Genomic DNA, 17,631 nt, shown 5'->3' with positions numbered 1-17,631 from the left:
AATTCAACGGCGCGCCTAAAATAAGAAAGGGCCCCATTATAAATATTATAATGGAGCCACTTTCCCTAACAAAAAACCAAAAATCAATTTTCTTTTTCACTTGTTAGTAACCAAGTAACTAACCCCTCAAATTAGTTACTAGTATATTTTAAAATGTATACGAAATACTTGCTTTCATAAAAAAGGGTGTGCCTGGAGTGAAATGAATTTCTTCAACCGATTGTGTTTCATTTCGTAATCTCGACTCGGTTGCAAATTGCGTTTCATTCCAATCGGTATCAAAAAGATTCTCAACAGTAAGACCCAGCGTGATATTTTTAAAGGTGTAATTCACATTACAATCGGTAACAAAATAACCTTGTGCAACGATAGAGTTGTCTTCGTTGGCAGGTCTGTCGTCGACATAACGATAACGAATGCCTCCCGAAAATCCATCTAAATTGCTAACCGACAAACCACCTGCCAGTGTAAAATCGGGTGCTAATGGAATATAATTTTGTCCTTCAGGGTCTTCGGTGCTTCGTGCGTGGGTTAATGTGGCATCAGAATCGAAATACAACCAATCGTTAAATTGGTAACGAAGGCCTAAATCTAAACCGTAGCGTTCGGTTTTTCCACTAGGCTCTACAATACCGGCATCGCCTACATAAACAAATTCCTGCTCTAAAAACATATACCATAAAGCCGAGTTTACAATAAGTTTAGGCGATGGTTTCCATACATTTCCAAGGTCTAAACCATAGGATCTTGGCAGAACGTCTTTTCCTTGCTGACTAACAATAACGCGGGTGTCGTTGGAATGAAACCCTAGTCCCGATTTTAAATACAGCTGCCAATGTTTTGCAGCATCGTAATAAAAATTAAGTTTCGGACTCATAATTGTCTTGGTCTCAGCCTGGGGGCTGTAGTTTGGAATTAACTGGTCGTTATATAAAAACTTGAAATAATCGAGTCTTAAAGCAGGTGCTATTTTTAATTTTCCAAAATCGAATTCGGCCTGAGTAAAGGCACTGATGTTGGTTTGATTTAAATCGCCCAACTGAATTTGCTCTAAGGTTGTTTTTCTATTTAATGTATGTGAAAGTTCAATATCATTCACAATATCGTGTCTTAAACTAAGTCCTGAAGTCGTTTTTACCGGAGTATTTCCTAAATACATCTCATTAGTAATGGCCGTATTAAACCCTAAAATTTGTCGGTCTTCCTGTTGCTTTATCTGATCGCCATTTATAGGATCTTCAAGGAAAAAAGTAAAATTAGAATACAATTCGAAACCATAATGACTGTAAAACGCATTGGTTTTTAAAGAACTTTTATCTGATACATGCTTATTAAAGGCTACATTAATGTTGGTGCGTTGGGTATTTCCGCCTTCGGTATCATCGATAGCTCCAAAACGACTTATGTTGCCGTTATCGACTTCACGTTGTGGTATTTGCCCTGAAGCATCCCAACGACTGGTAAAGTGCGATACAGTTAAAGCGATTTTATCGTTATTGGGTGTGTATGCCACATATTTTCCAAATAAATTAAGTCGGTTAAAATTTTGTGGAGAATCGAAAGGACCATCGGTAGCGATATATTCTGTAGTTATATAAGCATTTTGATTGTTAGAATTGTCTAGTAAATTAAACATTCCTAAAGTACGAACCGAGTTAAACTGCCCTGCCGAAACAGATACTAAATTATGTTTTAAATAATCTTTTGTTGAAAAATCGACGTAACCTGCAGTGGCAAAATCACCACGATGCGCATAATAGGCTCCTTTTCCAAAATCGATTTTATTCACGGTTTCAGGAATGACAAAATGCAAATCGCTATACCCTTGTCCGTGTGCATGAGACACCATATTTACAGGCATTCCATCTACATTTAAAGAAACATCGGTACCATGATCGATATCGAAACCTCTTAAGAATAGCTGTTCGGCTTTACCGCCCCCAGCATGCTGGCCAATGATTAAGCCAGGTACTTTTCGTAAAATTTCCTGTGATGAATTTACGGGAGTTGTATTTAAATCCATTCGAGAGATGGTACTTACGGTGTTTAATGTTTCGGTTAATATCAATTCATCTAACTGAAAAGATTTTTCTTCTAAAACAATATCGAGTGTTCCTTTAAAATTTGAATCGGTTACTACGATTTTTTTGGTTTTGAAGCCCAGTAAACCAATTTTTAAAGTATCGTTTACACGCGTGTTTTCTAAATTAAACACCCCACTTTCGGCGGTATGGGCATGACTTTTAGAATTTAAATTATAAACATAAGCCCCTTCTAATGGTTGCTTATAGCTGTTAACCACAACACCTTTTATTTGTTGTGAATACATAGCATTCACCGTAAAAATGAAGAGCATCAGGTAAAGTAAACGGTCGGTTTTCATAAATTTTGTTTAAATGTTTTCTATTTTTTGAGCCATTAAGGGACCGAGCTCAAAAGTACTTTCCTGTAATTCTTTTTTCAAAACATTAACTTTTTTTAACGCACCGCAAGCTTTGTAAATTTTAGCGGCATGAAATAAAACCTCAGGTTCAAATGTTTTACCATCAATATGCGTTTCTACCACTTGCAAAGCATCTTTATAATCACCCTGATTAAAATACGTCCATGCCAACAAATCGTAAGACTGTGGTGTTGGTCGGTTATTAATTTCTCGGTGGGCTATTTTTAAGGCTTTAGCGCTCTCTGCTTTGTTTTCGGCATAAAGTAGTGCATTATACTTATTGTACATATCGCCATAGTTGTTATTATCTACAGCAATCTTATAAGTATTTAAAAATGCATCTTTTAACTTATCATCGCCTTTAAATTCGGCGATTTCGGCTTGTAATAAATAGTAATCTGGATCATGATAATTTTTACTAATCGATTCGATAATGCGTAAGGCTTCCTTTGGATTTTTCTCATGAGAATAAACAATCCAAGCAATACCTTTTTTGGCATAGGCATCGTTAGGATTCAATTCTAAAGCTTTTAAAAAGTGTTGGTAAGAAGCTTCAATGTTACCATGGTGTCCATAAAAATCGGCTAAATTGGTATAAATCCATTGTTTTTCAGATTTGTTATTGGCAAATTCTGCTTTGTCTCTCGCTTTTTCTAAATATTTTATGGCAACATCTAATTGACCGCGGTGATCACTCCATTTGGCTACTCGAATTAAATAATCGAAATCGGAATCGTCGCTAAAGGTATCTAAATAGGTTTTAGCCAAATCGTAATTACCCAATTCTAAATGCACATCAAATAACATTTTTTGAGTACCTTCTAAATGGTCGCCAATGGTTTCGGCTTTTTTCAATAAAGCTAAGGCCGCTTTAAATTTATGTTGTGAAATATAATTTGATGCTAAACTTTTTAAGTAACCACTATTGGTGTAGTGCGTCATTTCAACAGCTTGCATATAATAGGTTTCTGCTAATTTCAAACAATCGATATCGCCAGTAATACCAAATAAATGGTTGTAGCAAGATGCTATTTTAGCAACATAAGGAAATTGTTCGGGGTGCTTTTGGTGCTTAGCTTTCCAGAAGGCTAATTCGGCGGCTGTAGTTTTTAAATCGGGGTTATTATCAGGAAGCAAATAAGCTTCATACTGTTGTACTTGGGTTACTTGTTTTGGTGATATTGTACAACTTAGCACGGATACCAGTGTACAAAACAGCGTTATAAGTCGTAAAGTCATAATTTTGATTTTTGGTTATTATTTTTTGTTTGAAATAAAAACTCTGGAGTCTAAGAAAGTTGAGAGAAAGACTCCAGAGTATGCATGAACTTCTACCAAGGAGAAGCTAAATAAGGAAATGACGCTGAAAATGCCTTGTCATTACTACTTACGTTATCGTCTGAAAGTGTTGGATTTTCTGAAAAATCTTCACCACCAAAAATCAATAACAATTCTACGGTAATAACATCATCGGTTAAATTTCTACCGGTAAGCACATTGGTTCCGTCATAAAACGTTGTTGGCCCATCTAAGGATACGCAAAAGGAAGTCCTTACCAAACTCAATAGTAAAGGTTTAAAAAGTTCTAAATCTATGTTTTCTATTATTCTTAGAAATCCTATCTATTATGGTGGTGTTTTTGTTAAAGCTTATAAGGATGAGCCTGAAATTATTGTGGATGGTATTCATGAGCCTATCGTTTCTAAAAAGCTTTTTGACCAGGTTCAGGTGGTACTTGATGCTAAAAAGAAAAAGCATCACGTAACGCACAGCAGAATAAATACTAAATTTCCCCTAAAAGGGTTTTTGCTGTGCCCTGAGTGCAACAGACCTCTGACTGCCAGTGTTTGCAAAGGTCGCTCTGAACATTACGCCTATTATCACTGTATTAGCCCGTGCAAAGGCAGGTATCGCATTGAAGAGGCCGAAACGTCGTTTATGTCTTTTTTAAAAAGCATCACACTTAATAAGCCTGTTCTTGAACTTTTACAAATCATAATTAAGGAACAACTTCAAAAGCAATTACTGACTTCTAAACTAGGGCCTAAACATTACGAGAAAGTCAAACTCATAAATGATAAACTTATCAAAATTCAAGACTTGTTTATTGATGGTCAAATGGATAAATCAGAGTACACTCAGGCTAAAAAAAGATATCAGGATATTTTGGATGAGCTTGAACTTTTAGAACAGGCTCAAAATAAACAGAAAGATATTTTTGAAACTTATAAAAAAGGCTTATCTAAATTACAAAACTTTGATAAACAATACGTTGATGGTGATATTCACAACAAAAGACTCCTTACCGGTTTGATATTTCCAAATAAATTCGGTTTTCAAAATAAAAAAGTTCAAACCAGCGATATTAACCCCTTACTTTTAAAAATATCCAGTATTAATACGGGTTTTCAGAGTAAAAAAAAACGGGACAATCCTAATTTTAAGGATATGTCCCGTCTGGTAAACATTTAAAACATCGGTTGCCAGAATACCTGTAAAGGCAGCTGCATCTAGGTTTAAAGCATTTTTATCGCCCGCATTTGCAAACGCCGGACTTAAGGCTTGCAAGTTGGTTTGAAACATGCTTTGAAAAGCCGCATTTTGTTTAGAAGGCTCTGTAACATTAAAATTATCTTTGCTTGAGGCCGATACAAAAACGGTGTTTACCGCTGGTCGTCCCATTTGATCTTCTTGCATGTAAATCCCCGAGAAATCAGGTCCCATATTCATCATTTTATCGCTATCGTTATCGTTACAGTTAAAGGAAACTAAGGATACAGCTAGTGCTACTGCGAATACTTTTATATTGTTTATACGTTTCATAATTGTAAATTTTAAGGTTGTTATGTTTTATTTTCTTTTAGATTCTACCCAGGTATTAATAGTGCCTGTACCGCCAATCATCGATTTAGGAACCTCAACAACTACAGATAATACATTACTGCCTGCAAAAGTATCGGCACCCGGATTGTTAAACCCTGCTGCTGTACCACCAATAATGGCAGAATATTGAGCAAAATCCATAAAGAAAGGATCGTCGCGTGGTCCTGCAAAAAACTTCATGCCTGCATTTGAACTTGTAATAGCATTTGTACCGTAAAGTGTAATTGCAACACTACCCATGGCTGTTGCATTGGTCATGATGGTGCTTTCTAAACCTGGTTTTGCAGGCGCTACCGGACCAAAGAAGTACATCGTACCGTTTCTTGGAATGGCTTGAATTACTAAATCTTCTACATTGTCGCCTGTGTTGTCAATATTAAATTCAATTAACACATCTTCTTGAAACATGGCTTCGCTGGTTGCCATCGGACTTAATAAGCCTTGTAAATTGGCAACAAACACGATATTGTTTGTGTCTTGCCCCTGGAAGGCATAAAAATCGGTAATATCACTACTACCCCCTTTTACTGCAGGTGCATCAATGTGATCGGCTGCAATGATGAAGAAACTAGCTACCGCTATAACTCCAATTCCTAATACTGTTTTTAAATTTTTCATTTTTCTGAGATTTTATTTAAGTTAATTATGTGGTTCTCATGCATACCTACGAAGAAACAAGAAGAGCGGTTTTGTTAAAATAATGTTAATGCAATTATTTTCTTTATTTTAGCCTAAAACACTACATTTATAGCGTTAAATAAAAAAAAACAATGAACCCTTCTGGCATTGGTTGGATAAAGAAATTACTTAAGATTGTATCTAAAAATGATACTTTTTTAAACCTGAGTAAGGAGCCGTTTTACGAAGCCCTTCGGAGCTGTGGTTTTATTTATGGTAACAACTTGGAAGTTGTAAACCAGGTAATAACCAAAAAGGATTTAACCGATGAAGAACTTTGTAAAACCAATTTGTGTCTGGCCTTACTGCATACCCACGCCCATTCAGACTCCAATATACCGTTTACCGAAAGTGTCATTGATTTTTACACCCAGATTAACGAATTAAAAACTTCTTTTTTTAAGGGATTACTTGGCGGAAACAAATCGCACGAACAACTAGAAAAGATTATTCATAAGCGGGTTCAAATTGATGCTAACTTTATTACCAAAAACTTTAACTACATCATTATTAATGCTTTATTAAATGTTGATGTACTGGCTTACGAACAATATTTAAAAACAGCCTCTATTTCTATTGACTATATAAAGTACCTCGAAGCGGCTATTGAAACCATTACTTTAGATGTTTTAAATGCCAAAGAAGTTAAAAACCAATACGACGAAAGTTTAATTAAACTTTTTGAATCGTCGTTGCGCTTTCATTCTAACCACAGCATAAGCTATGAAGAAGCCATTGCAAACATTAAAAACCCGTTAGAGAAACTTTATATTATGGACCTGGCGTGTATGGCAACCTGGAGCGATAAAACCATAGACCCTACCGAAAAACGCTATTTAATTCAATTGGGAACCGATTTAAATGTAGACAGCGACACCATTAACAAAAGCATTGCTGCTATTACCAGTTTTTATACGACTAATAAAGACCGTATCGCCCTTTTAAATTCTAAAAACATCATACAAAGCTTTTATAACAACTCTAGTAAAATGGTTATGAAATTAATTACTAGAAACAGTAAACGCTTGTACCAGGAATTAAAAGACAGCAAAGAATTAATGGTATTACTAACCCAATCGACAGTAAGAGATTTAAATGCCGAAGAACAAAAAAAAGTACACGAGCAGTTATTAGACATTTTTAAATCGATACCAAGTTTAGCCATATTTTTACTTCCTGGCGGCGCCATTTTACTACCGTTGGTTATTAAAGTGATTCCTAAATTACTTCCTTCGGCTTTTGATGAAAACAGGCTGGAAGAATAAATAATTGATATTTACTTATTTATTTGGTTTTTATGTTTAGTTTTACAAGGACTTCGTTCGAACTAACTAATAAGCCTTTTTTGAAAAAATCTTACACCATTGAAGCTATTAACACCTTTTTACAAGGTGAATTAATTGGCACAACTACAAACCTTATTAAAGGACCAGAGCAATTAAAAGCAGCCCAAGAAAACCACATAACCTTTATAGGAAGTAGTAAATACTTAAAACAATGGGAAACTTCTAAGGCCAGTGCTGCCATTATAAACGACAATTTAACTGTGGAAACTGGCGACAACAGGGCGCTTATTAAGGTGAAAAATGCCGATTTGGCTATGGCTAAGGTTTTGGAGTTATTCAACCCGGCACCACCCGTATTCGATACTCAAATTCATCCAACAGCGGTTATACACGAAACAGCAACCCTAGGAAAAGATTGTAAAATAGGCGCACATTGCTACATTGGTAAAGATGTACAATTGGGCGACGGCGTGGTTTTATACCCTAACGTTTGTGTATTTGATGAAACAACCATAGGAAACCACACCACTGTTTGGTCTGGAACAGTGATAAGAGAGCGTTGTATTATTGGCAGCCACTGTATTTTTCATACAAACGTTAGCATTGGAGCCGATGGTTTTGGATACAGACCCAGTGACGATGGTCGCGGATTGGTAAAAATACCACAAATAGGACATGTTATTATTGGTCATTATGTAGAAATAGGCGCGAATTCTTGTGTAGACCGTGCCAAATTTAGCGCCACTATTATTGGCGATGGCTGTAAAATAGATAATTTAGTTCAAATTGCTCACAACAGTGTTATGGGTCGTTTTTGTATTATGGCTGGCCATAGCGGACTCGCAGGTTCTGTTACCTTGGGCGACGGCGTTATTATCGGCGGCAGTGCTTCTATTAAAGACCATACCACCATTCATTCGGGGGCCACTATAGGCGCTGGTTCGGGAGTGGTTGGCGATGTTGAAGCCGGCAAAACCGTATTAGGCTACCCCGCACAAGACGCTCGCGATATGCTAAAACAGTGGGTGGTTATGCGCAAATTAGCCAAACAACAAAGCTAAGCCTCTAGCCAGGTTTTAAAATCTTTAACACGCTCGCGAGCTACAATAACCGTGTCTTCGTTATACGTATTTAATTTTATTTGCAAACGGGAGTTGGTATAACTTACCATATCTTTTATAGCATTAATGTTTACAAAGAATTTTCGGTTTATCCGAAAAAAGGTTTGTGGCTCTAACTCGTTTTCCAACACCTCTAAGGTGGTGTCTAGCAAATAGTTTCTTCCTTCGGTTGTATAGAGGTAAGTGCCTTTATTTTCGCTATAAAAACACTCCACATCATCGATATTTATTAGTTTTAGGTGCTGACCCACTTTTACCGAAAAGCGTTTTTTATAACTGCGGTCTACGGGATTTACAAGCAATTTTTTGATATCATTAAAATCGATGGAAACGGGTTGGTGTTTTGGGGTGCGTTCTTGATACTTTTCTACTGCATTTGCCAAATCGGTATCGTCGATGGGTTTTAAAAGATAATCGATGCTATTTAATTTGAAGGCTTGCAGCGCATACTCGTCGTAAGCAGTTGTAAAAATTACGGCACTTTTTATTTCGATAGCCTCGAAAATTTCGAACGATAAGCCGTCGCTTAATTGAATATCTAAGAATATTAAATCGGGATGCGGGTGGTTTTGAAACCAGTTTATAGATTCTTCTACGGAATGCAGCAGGGTTTCTACTTCTATGTTTAGTGCATTTAACATGCGTTGTAAGCGGCGTGCCGATGGTTTTTCGTCTTCGATGATAAGAACCTTCATAGGATGATTTATTTTTTAATTTGGAATGATACTTTGGTTGTTGTGTTAGGGATTGGAGCGGGCTACCGTGTAGCGCGGAAAGCCCGACCTGAAAGGGAACGCCCTAAATATGTTACTCCCAACGTTTGTTTTCTTTGTCTTGATATTTTTGAATGACCCGCGCTTCCCAGTCTTTAGAAAAGAGTAGGTTGCCGCCAAAAACCCCGAGCGCATGAAACCCCAAACCGATGCCCCAGAAGAATGCGGTTGAAAAATTTTCGGCGCGCCATAAGTCGAAGTTCTTTACGTTAATGGCCAGCATAACCAGTAAAAAGATGTTAATTACCAGGTACCAAAACAGATGCCAATAGAAGCCTTTTAGCATTTTAATGCGCTTTTCGGCTCGTAGGTAAGCGTTTTCTCTATCGAATTGGGATTGCGTATGTTGATTGGATGTGTTCATTGTTTTGAGTTTTTAATGCCATTGTTTTTTTTCTTCTTCGCGCATAAATTGTTCGATTTTTCGCTTTTCCCAGCTGCCTCCTAAAAATTTATTGCTTACAAATACACGGAATGCCTGGATGCTTAAACCAAGTCCCCAGCCTAACATAGGAAACCAAAACCATTGGAAATGCCAGTAAGTTTTATAGTTTACAAATATGAGAAAAGGAATGACTAGGCAGTACGAAATTAAACTGTAATAAAAGCCTTTTAATTCTTCTACGTGTTTGCGCGCACGCACGTAGCTATCGTCTATCATTGAATTTGTTGTTGTATGCATGATGGTTATTTGTTTTGTAAGCATAGGTATTGCTACTGCAAAACGGTTTGCTTCTTGTTGAATATTAATTTTTTTGTTTGTTAGTAAATCGTAGCGCTGTTTGATGTTGTTTAGTCCCACACCACTACTTTTTTTAACTATTTGTTTGGGTTGCAAATTGTTTTCTACAATTAATTGCTGGTCTTGTTCGTAAATTTTAATGTGCAAAGGGCGACTGGGCGTAACCATATTGTGCTTTACAGCATTCTCTAAGAGTAATTGCAGCGCCAGTGGCACAACTTTGCTTTCGGGATTTTTTGACTGCGCTGGTATATCGAAAACAATACTATCTTCAAAGCGCATTTTTAAAAGCGACATGTAGGTTTTTGCGAATTCCAACTCCTCGTCGACCAGCACCAGTTCTTTGTTTTTTTGCTCTAAAACGTAGCGATATACCTTTGATAAGGAGGTTGTGAATTTTTGTGCCTGTTCTGGATTTTCTTCGATTAAGCTGGTTAAAACATTTAAACTATTAAATAAAAAGTGAGGATCTAACTGGTTTTTTAACGCATCGAACTTCGCGCTGGCCGTACCTGCTATAACTTTTTGTTCTTTTAATTTGTTTTGTTGATAGCGGTTGTAAAAGAATAGCAAATGAAAGATACCAACAATGAAAAGCGTAACCCAGAGTCCGAATTGGTAATACTGAAACTTCTAGTTAGCGATAAAAAACTGAAACGTGTAGCCTTTATAAAAAACAGCCGTTCCAGATCTTAACACAAATAAGCCTACTAAAGTTATTATTACCGAGCCCAAAATACCGATTATGATGCGTTTTAAGCCACTTTTTTGAGACCAAGAGCGTCTTTCTAGGAAATCGAAATAAAACATGTTAGAATAGCCCAAAACAAAAGAATACAATTGATAGAAAGCAAAATCAATCAAAATCTGTTCTAGGGTATCGAATTTATAACCTTTATTTAGTAAAAAATCGAGTAGAAAAATGCTGCACCCAATTAGAAAAGTTATAAATATATTTTTAATCCATTTGTTCATATAAAATATCTTAATTTGCTCTATGTTAATTTAATAGATTTGTTTTTTAATTACGCGTTTCGGTTTTAAAGTTAACAAAAACTTGAAAGCTATTTTTAAATTCTTGCTTAGGAATGTTTTTAGGATGTGTCATGATGTTATTGTTTTATAATTACGACACAAATTTGATATAACAATAATAGCTTTAAAAAAGCAAATAACCGAACTGTTAGTTTTTAAAGACGAACTGTATTAGAGCGCATATTAAACACAAAAAAAACCAAGAAACTTAATTACAGCTTCTTGGTTTTATAAATAAATACGTAATCTCAAATATTTACATTCACTTTAACCGTTACCCATTTTAAAGAAAATTGGAACAGCATACGCCACTTTAACAGGACGACCTCGTTGCATTCCGGGTTTCATTTTGGGTAATAGCTTTATAATTCGTTCGGCTTCTTTTTCTAAAATTTTATCTGGACCACGTGAACGCACATTGGTTATTAAGCCTTTATTATCAATTATAAACAAAACAGATACACGCCCTTGAATACCAAGACTTAAAGCATCCTCTGGATAATTAAAGTTATCTACAACATGTTTTTGCACTTTTTTCTCAAAACACTTTTTGGTAGCTTCCTTAGACAAACCTTCACATCCAGGAAACACAGGAACATCTTCTATAATTGCAAATGCAACCTCTACTTCTTCTTCAACTGCTTCAACCCGCACATCTCCAATACCCACAACCTCACCTTTTTCTACAATGGCATCATTTTGATTAGTCTCGGTACTTTCGAAAACGGTTTCTTCTACTTCTACCTCATCTTCAACTATTTCTATATTTTCCTGAATAACAGTGGGTGGCGGTGGCGGTGGTGGTGTTGATATTCTCATGGTTACAATAGGAATATCTTCCTCAACTTGAGCATCCATACTTACTATACCTACATCAACTTCTTCCTTTTCGTAAGTTTTAAATTCTAGAGCACGCCAAGTTAATAGTAACATTAAATTTAAACCTATAGCAAAATACAAACTACTATTTCTACCTATTTCTAATTCTGGATTTTTTTTGGATACCATGACTACTAATTTTTATATCCTAAAGGTAAAATTTAAGCCAAGGTTCAACTATGATATTTATCATATCTAAACCAGAAAACACCTAAAAAAAATTTAAAATAAGATACATTTTCAAGTTTTTAGATGTACAAAAATAATGCAATACGCATCGCTATTTTTAATTATTAAAACCAAAATAACACCCAAAATTTGGCTTATTATTTTTTTATATATTAGCTATATCAAACCACTTCAAAACGGGTATTTTTAACCCAAAAACCTACTATAGAAAATATCTATACATAGTATTTAAAAATTTACAAACCAAATACTTAGAATAATTAATTAAACTCTTAGTTTAACTTTAAAAAATTAACAAAAGCAAGCCTATCTATTTTAAAATCACCCCTATTTTTTAATTAAAATCTTCTTAAAAAAATAATTATTTTTACTCAACTGTAACAATTCAAAACTTAAAACTACTTATATAGTAACCAAACCAAAACATTGAAAAAAGAACTTGAACATAGTTTTGTAGAGCTGCTGGAAAAGCACCAAAATATTGTACACAAAGTTTGCCGTTTGTACACCAATAATTACGACGCGCACAACGATTTGTTTCAAGAGATTACCATACAACTCTGGAAAGCCTATCCTAAGTTTCGTGGCGATGCAAAATTTAGCACCTGGATGTACCGTGTCGGTTTAAATACCGCCATTACCCTCTACAGAAAATCGAAGCGTACCATTAACACACAAGATTTTGAAGGTGTAGAATTTAAAATAACCGCCGAAGCTTACGACGACACCGAAGAACAACAATTAAAAGTTCTTTATAAAGCCGTACACCAATTAAACGACATTGAAAAAGCATTGGTTTTTCTTTATTTAGAAGACAAAGACTATAGAGAAATTAGTGAAACATTGGGAATTAGTGAAGTGAATGCCCGCGTGAAGATGAATCGAATTAAAACAAAACTAAAAACCATTTTAAATCCCTAAGCCATGGACGAATTAGATTTACTAAAAAAGGACTGGAACAAGCATAAAGAACAACGCACCTTAACAGCTTCCGATATATACAAAATGCTACAAAAGAAATCGTCTTCCATTGTTAAGACGCTCTTTTACATTAGCATTGCCGAACTTGTTTTCTGGATTTTATTAAACACCCTCCCCTATTTTAGCTCAGAAGATTATAAGGAAAAATTAGACGCCGTTTTTCCCAACGACACCGTTTTTACAGCCATTACCCTATTTACTTATGGCGTTATCCTGCTTTTTATCTACCTGTTATACAAATCGTACCAGTCTATTTCGGTAACAGACAACGCAAAAAAACTCATGGAAAGCATTTTAAAAACACGTAAAATCGTTAAATATTATGTGCTTTACAATTTAATAGTTGCCGGAGTTTCATTACTTATTGGCTTTTACTTTGCCTTTACTAAAGACCCAATAGTATCGGAAAAACTAGAGCATTTTAACAATAACCAGCTCATGCTCTCCTGCTTAATAATTTTAGGTACAGTTGCCGGATTTGTTGTTATAATATGGCTTTTTTACCGCCTCTTATACGGCTTACTACTAAAACGTTTAAACCGAAACTACAAAGAATTAAAAAAGTTAGAAGTTTAATTAGGGCGTTCCCTTTCAGGTCGGGCTTTACGCGCTACACGGTAGCTTGCTTCAATCCCTAACGCGCAAATCAGCCAACTCTATAACATCGCCCACTTGCATGGTGTTTAGTGAAATGGATCCTACCCTAACACGTACCAAACGCAAGGTAGGAAACCCCACAGCCGATGTCATTTTTCGCACCTGCCTAAACTTACCTTCATTTAACGTGATAGAAATCCAAGTGGTTGGGCCATGGCGGTCATCGCGTATTTTCTTAGAACGTACCGGCAAATTAGGTTCTTGTTCTAACTTGAAAGCTTTGCAAGGCTTCGTGACATATTTTTTGCCATTAAAACCTATTTCTACGCCCAATTTAAGCTGCTCAATCTCAGCATCGGTTATAGCGCCGTTAACCAGAGCATAATATTCCTTTTCAACCTTTTGGCTATTTACAAAGTCGCTCATTTTACCATCGGTGGTTAATAATAACAAGCCCTCACTTTTTTCATCTAAACGACCAATAGGCATAATCCCTTCGGGAAAATCATGTAATATACCTAAAAACTTTTTAGATTGCTGCTTGCTATCGTTACTACCAAACTGACTCAAAACCCCATAGGGTTTATAAACTATAAAATGCCTGTGAGTCGTTTTAAGCGCTTCCATTCAAAATATTATAAACAAGCTCCTTGGTGGGCTTTTGTCCGTTTATTTTAGCTCTAACTGCCTCAAACGACACTTTAAAATCGCATCCCGATTTATAAGCACTGCAACCGTAAGCCGTTTTGCCTTTAATAACAGTACCTTTTTTGCATTTCGGACAAGTTAATTCGTCTGGAACCGCCTTTACAGCTCCTTTTTTAGGCTCTAGCTTTAATTTAAAAGCATCGTCAAATCGTACTAAACCTTCAACCTCATCGCCATTTTTGGTTTTAAAACCCTTCAAATTAACCGTCGACCCCTTTTCAAACAATCGAATGAATTGTTTTTCAGATATTTTCTTACCTAAAAAACTAAAAGGCAGCACAAAATCGCAACCCGATTTATACGCGCTACACCCATAAGCCGATTTCCCTTTTAAAATATGCCCACGCTTACATTTTGGGCAGCTTTGCGCTAGAATACCTTTGGGTTTCTTTGCTTCCTGGGCTTCGGCTTTTTTTACAGTGGCGGCATGCGAAATATTAGCGCGGGTGGTTTCGCTTCTTACTTCGTACACCAAAGCATCAACCATGCGTTTCATGTTATTTATAAAAGCTGCGGCACTAAACACCCCTTTTTCAATATCTTTTAATTGCTTTTCCCAGCTTCCTGTTAACTCGGCAGATTTTAGCAAATCGTTTTGTATGGTATCAATTAACTGAATACCTGTTTGCGTTGGCAACACCTGCTTTTTGTTACGCATAATGTATTTACGCTTAAAAAGGGTTTCAATAATATTGGCTCGTGTAGAAGGTCTTCCAATACCATTTTCCTTCATAAGTTCGCGTAAATCCTCATCGTCGACCTGCTTACCTGCTGTTTCCATAGCGCGAAGCAGCGAAGCTTCTGTAAACTGATTGGGTGGTTTGGTTTCCTTCTCTAAAAACGAAGGTTCGTGAGGGCCTTTTTCGCCTTCGGTAAACGTTGGTAAAATACCCGATTCTTTTTCTTTAGCATTGGGGGTTTCAAAAACAATACGCCACCCTTTTTTTAATATTTCCTTACCTGTGGTTTTAAACGGTACTTCGGCAGCTTTTCCCATAACAGTGGTGTTTGCTACCGAACAATCCTCATAAAACACGGCAATAAATCGTCTCACAATAATATCGTAAACCTGTTGCTGGTTATATGGCAACTGGGTTTCCATACCTGTTGGAATAATCGCGTGGTGATCGGTTACTTTTTTATCGTTAAAAACCTTGGTCGATTTTTTAATTTTCTTTCCTAAAAGCGGTTGGGTTAAGGCATTGTATTTTGTAAGTTTTCTTAAAATGCCTTCTACTTTAGGATAAACATCGTTTGGTAAAAAAGTGGTATCAACTCTGGGATAGGTTACTACTTTTTGTTCGTAAAGCGACTGGGCTATTTTTAAGGTTTCATCGGCCGAAAACCCAAATTTATTATTACAATACACCTGCAAACCTGTTAAATCGAATAATTTAGGTGCATACTCACTGCCTTTTTTCTTTTCGATAGAAACAATTTCAAAATCGCTTTCTTTTACTTTATTTGCTAGAAGTTCGCCATCTTCCTTTTTTAAAAAACGACCGTCTTCGTAACTAAATAAGGTATCTCGGTAAAGGGTTTGTAATTCCCAGTATGGTTGTGGTTTAAAATTTTCAATTTCTTTAAATCGGTTCACTACCATGGCAAGTGTAGGTGTTTGCACCCTACCAATAGACAATACCTGCTTATTCGCGCCGTGCTTAAGGGTGTAAAGTCTGGTGGCATTCATACCTAAAAGCCAGTCGCCAATAGCCCTCGAAAAGCCCGCATAAAATAAGTTATCGTATTGCGCCGAAGGTTTTAAATTCTCGAAACCTTCTTTAATCGCCTCGGTGGTTAACGACGAAATCCATAAACGCAGCACATCGCCTTTATAATTAGCCTGATTTAACACCCAGCGCTGAATAAGCTCGCCTTCTTGTCCGGCATCCCCACAGTTTATAACCACTTCGGCTTTTTCGAAAAGGCTTTTTACTATTTTAAATTGTTTTTGAATACCCGAATTTGCCGATACCTTAGTTTCAAACTTTTCGGGTAACATAGGAAGATTGTTTAAATCCCAACTTTTCCAATGTGGTTTATAATCGTTGGGTTCTTTTAGAGTACATAAATGCCCAAAAGTGTATGTAACGGCGTATCCATTACCTTCGTAATACCCATCATGCTTGGTATTAGCGCCTAAAACAGCCGCTATTTCTCGGGCAACACTTGGTTTTTCTGCAATACAAACTTTCACTTAAACTCATTTCTAATTGGCTTGCAAATTATGAATTTGAAGTTAAAATAACCATGGGAGTTGTTAGTAGTTATTAACGGGTTTTGAAAGTTTTTATATTAAAGCCGTTTTTACAAAGAATTGTTTTGTTTTAAAAATAAATTTATTTATTTCTATTTAAAACACTTATCACCAAACGCTTAACAGTTTCCATTTCTTCAGGTTTACTTGAAGCAATAAACAATGTAAAACTCGCCAGCGTATCGTTGCTAATTATTGGTTCTTGTTTACTATTAAAAAGCATGTTGTTTTGTTTTAAAAATTTTAAAAAAACAGGCAGCTGCAATTCGTTTATTACCATCTACAAATGAATGATTCTTGACAATGTAGGTATAAGAGCATAGTGGCTTTTTCTTCTAATGTGGAATAGAAATCTTCTTCTCCGTATCCTTTTGCTATTTGAGCTATGGAACTTTTAAAACTCTCATCTTTTTCTTTTCCAAATACATCCGAATCAAATTCGTTTAGCATTTGATTGATTAATATTTGATAATCTTCTAAACCTGGATAATTTGCTTCTCTTATGGTTAAACCTTTGGCATCTAATGCTTCATGATCGTAATCGTCTAACAAACTCAAGCCTTTCGAAAAAGCAGCTAACCATTGATTATTAGAAGCTTTTTCTTCAATGGCTCTACTTAATATTTGAATGCCATTTTTTAAAACACTTACCTCTTGCTCCTTTTGCGCTAAACGCTTTTCGTTTAAAGTATAACCTTTTACTAAGTATTCTTTTAGAATATTATTTGCCCATATTCGAAATTGTGTGCCTTGTTTTGAATTAAAGCGATATCCAACAGACAAAATAGCATCTAAATTATAGTATTCTACTTGATAAATTTTTCCATCAGAAGCAGTTGTTGTATTTTTTGCAACAACTGCTTGTTTATCCAGTTCTTTAGTATCAAAAATCTTACTTAAATGTCTTGAAATTACAGATTTATATCTATTAAATGGTGTTGCCAATTGTTTTAGGTTTAACCAAACCGTATTTCCATCAAATTCAACTTCTACTTGAACTTGATTGTTAACAGACTCATATTTAATTATTTCGCTCATTTAAATAAGGTGGCTTATAAA

General features: G+C 35.8%; 17 protein-coding genes and 2 pseudogenes. 5 read left to right on the top strand and 14 right to left on the bottom strand.

The window, feature by feature from the left end:
• Positions 1–148: 148 nt before the first annotated feature.
• From AW14_RS09020 to AW14_RS09010, 3 genes and pseudogenes are all read right to left on the bottom strand, one after another.
• A complete protein-coding gene (locus tag AW14_RS09020; protein ID WP_044638510.1) occupies positions 149–2,383 on the bottom strand; it encodes a TonB-dependent receptor in 2,235 nt (744 codons plus the stop codon).
• A gap of 9 nt (positions 2,384–2,392) precedes the next feature.
• A complete protein-coding gene (locus AW14_RS09015) occupies positions 2,393–3,682 on the bottom strand; it encodes a tetratricopeptide repeat protein (protein ID WP_044638509.1) in 1,290 nt (429 codons plus the stop codon).
• Positions 3,683–3,774: 92 nt separating this feature from the next.
• A pseudogene (locus AW14_RS09010) lies at positions 3,775–3,981 on the bottom strand (DUF4331 family protein); the annotation flags it as partial.
• Positions 3,982–4,036: 55 nt separating this feature from the next.
• Here AW14_RS09010 and AW14_RS09005 point away from each other — a divergent pair.
• Entirely contained in the window at positions 4,037–4,915 is an 879-nt protein-coding gene (locus AW14_RS09005) for a recombinase family protein (protein ID WP_044638508.1), read from the top strand.
• On the opposite strand, the pseudogene AW14_RS15255 reads toward AW14_RS09005, so the two are convergent.
• Positions 4,823–5,944, bottom strand: a pseudogene (locus tag AW14_RS15255) (DUF4331 family protein). The gene AW14_RS09005 and the pseudogene AW14_RS15255 sit on opposite strands and share 93 nt — an antisense overlap.
• 152 nt (positions 5,945–6,096) lie before the next feature.
• Here AW14_RS15255 and AW14_RS08990 point away from each other — a divergent pair.
• Both AW14_RS08990 and lpxD read left to right on the top strand, forming a co-directional pair.
• Positions 6,097–7,269, top strand: a complete 1,173-nt coding sequence (locus AW14_RS08990; protein ID WP_044638506.1) for an LETM1-related biofilm-associated protein — start codon at positions 6,097–6,099, stop codon at positions 7,267–7,269.
• A 32-nt stretch (positions 7,270–7,301) separates the two neighbouring features.
• Positions 7,302–8,351: a UDP-3-O-(3-hydroxymyristoyl)glucosamine N-acyltransferase gene (gene lpxD / locus AW14_RS08985; RefSeq protein ID WP_044638505.1), complete on the top strand. Its 1,050-nt coding sequence runs from the start codon at positions 7,302–7,304 to the stop codon at positions 8,349–8,351.
• Here the strand turns inward: lpxD and AW14_RS08980 are convergent.
• From AW14_RS08980 to AW14_RS08965, 5 genes are all read right to left on the bottom strand, one after another.
• Positions 8,348–9,106: a LytR/AlgR family response regulator transcription factor gene (locus AW14_RS08980; RefSeq protein WP_044638504.1), complete on the bottom strand. Its 759-nt coding sequence runs from the start codon at positions 9,104–9,106 to the stop codon at positions 8,348–8,350. The genes lpxD and AW14_RS08980 overlap by 4 nt on opposite strands.
• 112 nt (positions 9,107–9,218) lie before the next feature.
• Positions 9,219–9,548 carry a 2TM domain-containing protein gene (locus tag AW14_RS08975; protein WP_044638503.1) on the bottom strand — a complete coding sequence of 110 codons (330 nt, stop codon included), beginning with the start codon at positions 9,546–9,548 and terminating at the stop codon, positions 9,219–9,221.
• A 12-nt stretch (positions 9,549–9,560) separates the two neighbouring features.
• A complete protein-coding gene (locus tag AW14_RS08970; protein WP_316930026.1) occupies positions 9,561–10,499 on the bottom strand; it encodes a 2TM domain-containing protein in 939 nt (312 codons plus the stop codon).
• Between the two features lie 60 nt (positions 10,500–10,559).
• A complete protein-coding gene (locus AW14_RS15250; protein ID WP_316930025.1) occupies positions 10,560–10,901 on the bottom strand; it encodes a hypothetical protein in 342 nt (113 codons plus the stop codon).
• A gap of 327 nt (positions 10,902–11,228) precedes the next feature.
• Complete coding sequence (locus tag AW14_RS08965) at positions 11,229–11,969, bottom strand: energy transducer TonB (RefSeq protein ID WP_044638502.1); 741 nt, start codon at positions 11,967–11,969, stop codon at positions 11,229–11,231.
• Between the two features lie 486 nt (positions 11,970–12,455).
• Between AW14_RS08965 and AW14_RS08960 the strand changes: the two genes are divergently transcribed.
• Together AW14_RS08960 and AW14_RS08955 are read left to right on the top strand one after the other, a co-directional pair.
• Positions 12,456–12,950, top strand: a complete 495-nt coding sequence (locus tag AW14_RS08960; protein ID WP_044638501.1) for an RNA polymerase sigma factor — start codon at positions 12,456–12,458, stop codon at positions 12,948–12,950.
• A 3-nt stretch (positions 12,951–12,953) separates the two neighbouring features.
• Positions 12,954–13,586 carry a hypothetical protein gene (locus tag AW14_RS08955; protein WP_044638500.1) on the top strand — a complete coding sequence of 211 codons (633 nt, stop codon included), beginning with the start codon at positions 12,954–12,956 and terminating at the stop codon, positions 13,584–13,586.
• A 51-nt stretch (positions 13,587–13,637) separates the two neighbouring features.
• Here the strand turns inward: AW14_RS08955 and AW14_RS08950 are convergent, their stop codons facing one another.
• From AW14_RS08950 to AW14_RS08940, 5 genes are all read right to left on the bottom strand, one after another.
• The gene (locus tag AW14_RS08950; protein WP_044638499.1) at positions 13,638–14,234 is read right to left on the bottom strand and encodes a pseudouridine synthase; all 597 of its coding nucleotides are present in this window, start codon (positions 14,232–14,234) and stop codon (positions 13,638–13,640) included.
• Complete coding sequence (locus AW14_RS08945; RefSeq protein WP_044638498.1) at positions 14,221–16,512, bottom strand: type IA DNA topoisomerase; 2,292 nt, start codon at positions 16,510–16,512, stop codon at positions 14,221–14,223. The genes AW14_RS08950 and AW14_RS08945 overlap by 14 nt, the downstream gene beginning before the upstream one ends.
• A gap of 142 nt (positions 16,513–16,654) precedes the next feature.
• Positions 16,655–16,795, bottom strand: a complete 141-nt coding sequence (locus AW14_RS15120) for a hypothetical protein (RefSeq protein ID WP_245617578.1) — start codon at positions 16,793–16,795, stop codon at positions 16,655–16,657.
• On the bottom strand, positions 16,785–16,877 hold the full coding sequence (locus AW14_RS15115) for a Fic family protein (protein ID WP_245617646.1): 93 nt from the start codon (positions 16,875–16,877) through the stop codon (positions 16,785–16,787). The genes AW14_RS15120 and AW14_RS15115 overlap by 11 nt, the downstream gene beginning before the upstream one ends.
• The gene (locus AW14_RS08940; RefSeq protein ID WP_245617577.1) at positions 16,846–17,610 is read right to left on the bottom strand and encodes a virulence RhuM family protein; all 765 of its coding nucleotides are present in this window, start codon (positions 17,608–17,610) and stop codon (positions 16,846–16,848) included. Before AW14_RS08940 ends, AW14_RS15115 begins: the two co-directional genes overlap by 32 nt.
• Between the last annotated feature and the right edge of the window lie 21 nt (positions 17,611–17,631).

The organism is Siansivirga zeaxanthinifaciens CC-SAMT-1 (assembly GCF_000941055.1).
In the GTDB taxonomy this organism is placed as follows: Bacteria; Bacteroidota; Bacteroidia; order Flavobacteriales; family Flavobacteriaceae; genus Siansivirga; species Siansivirga zeaxanthinifaciens.
This window is presented reverse-complemented; position numbering and strand designations above follow the sequence as displayed.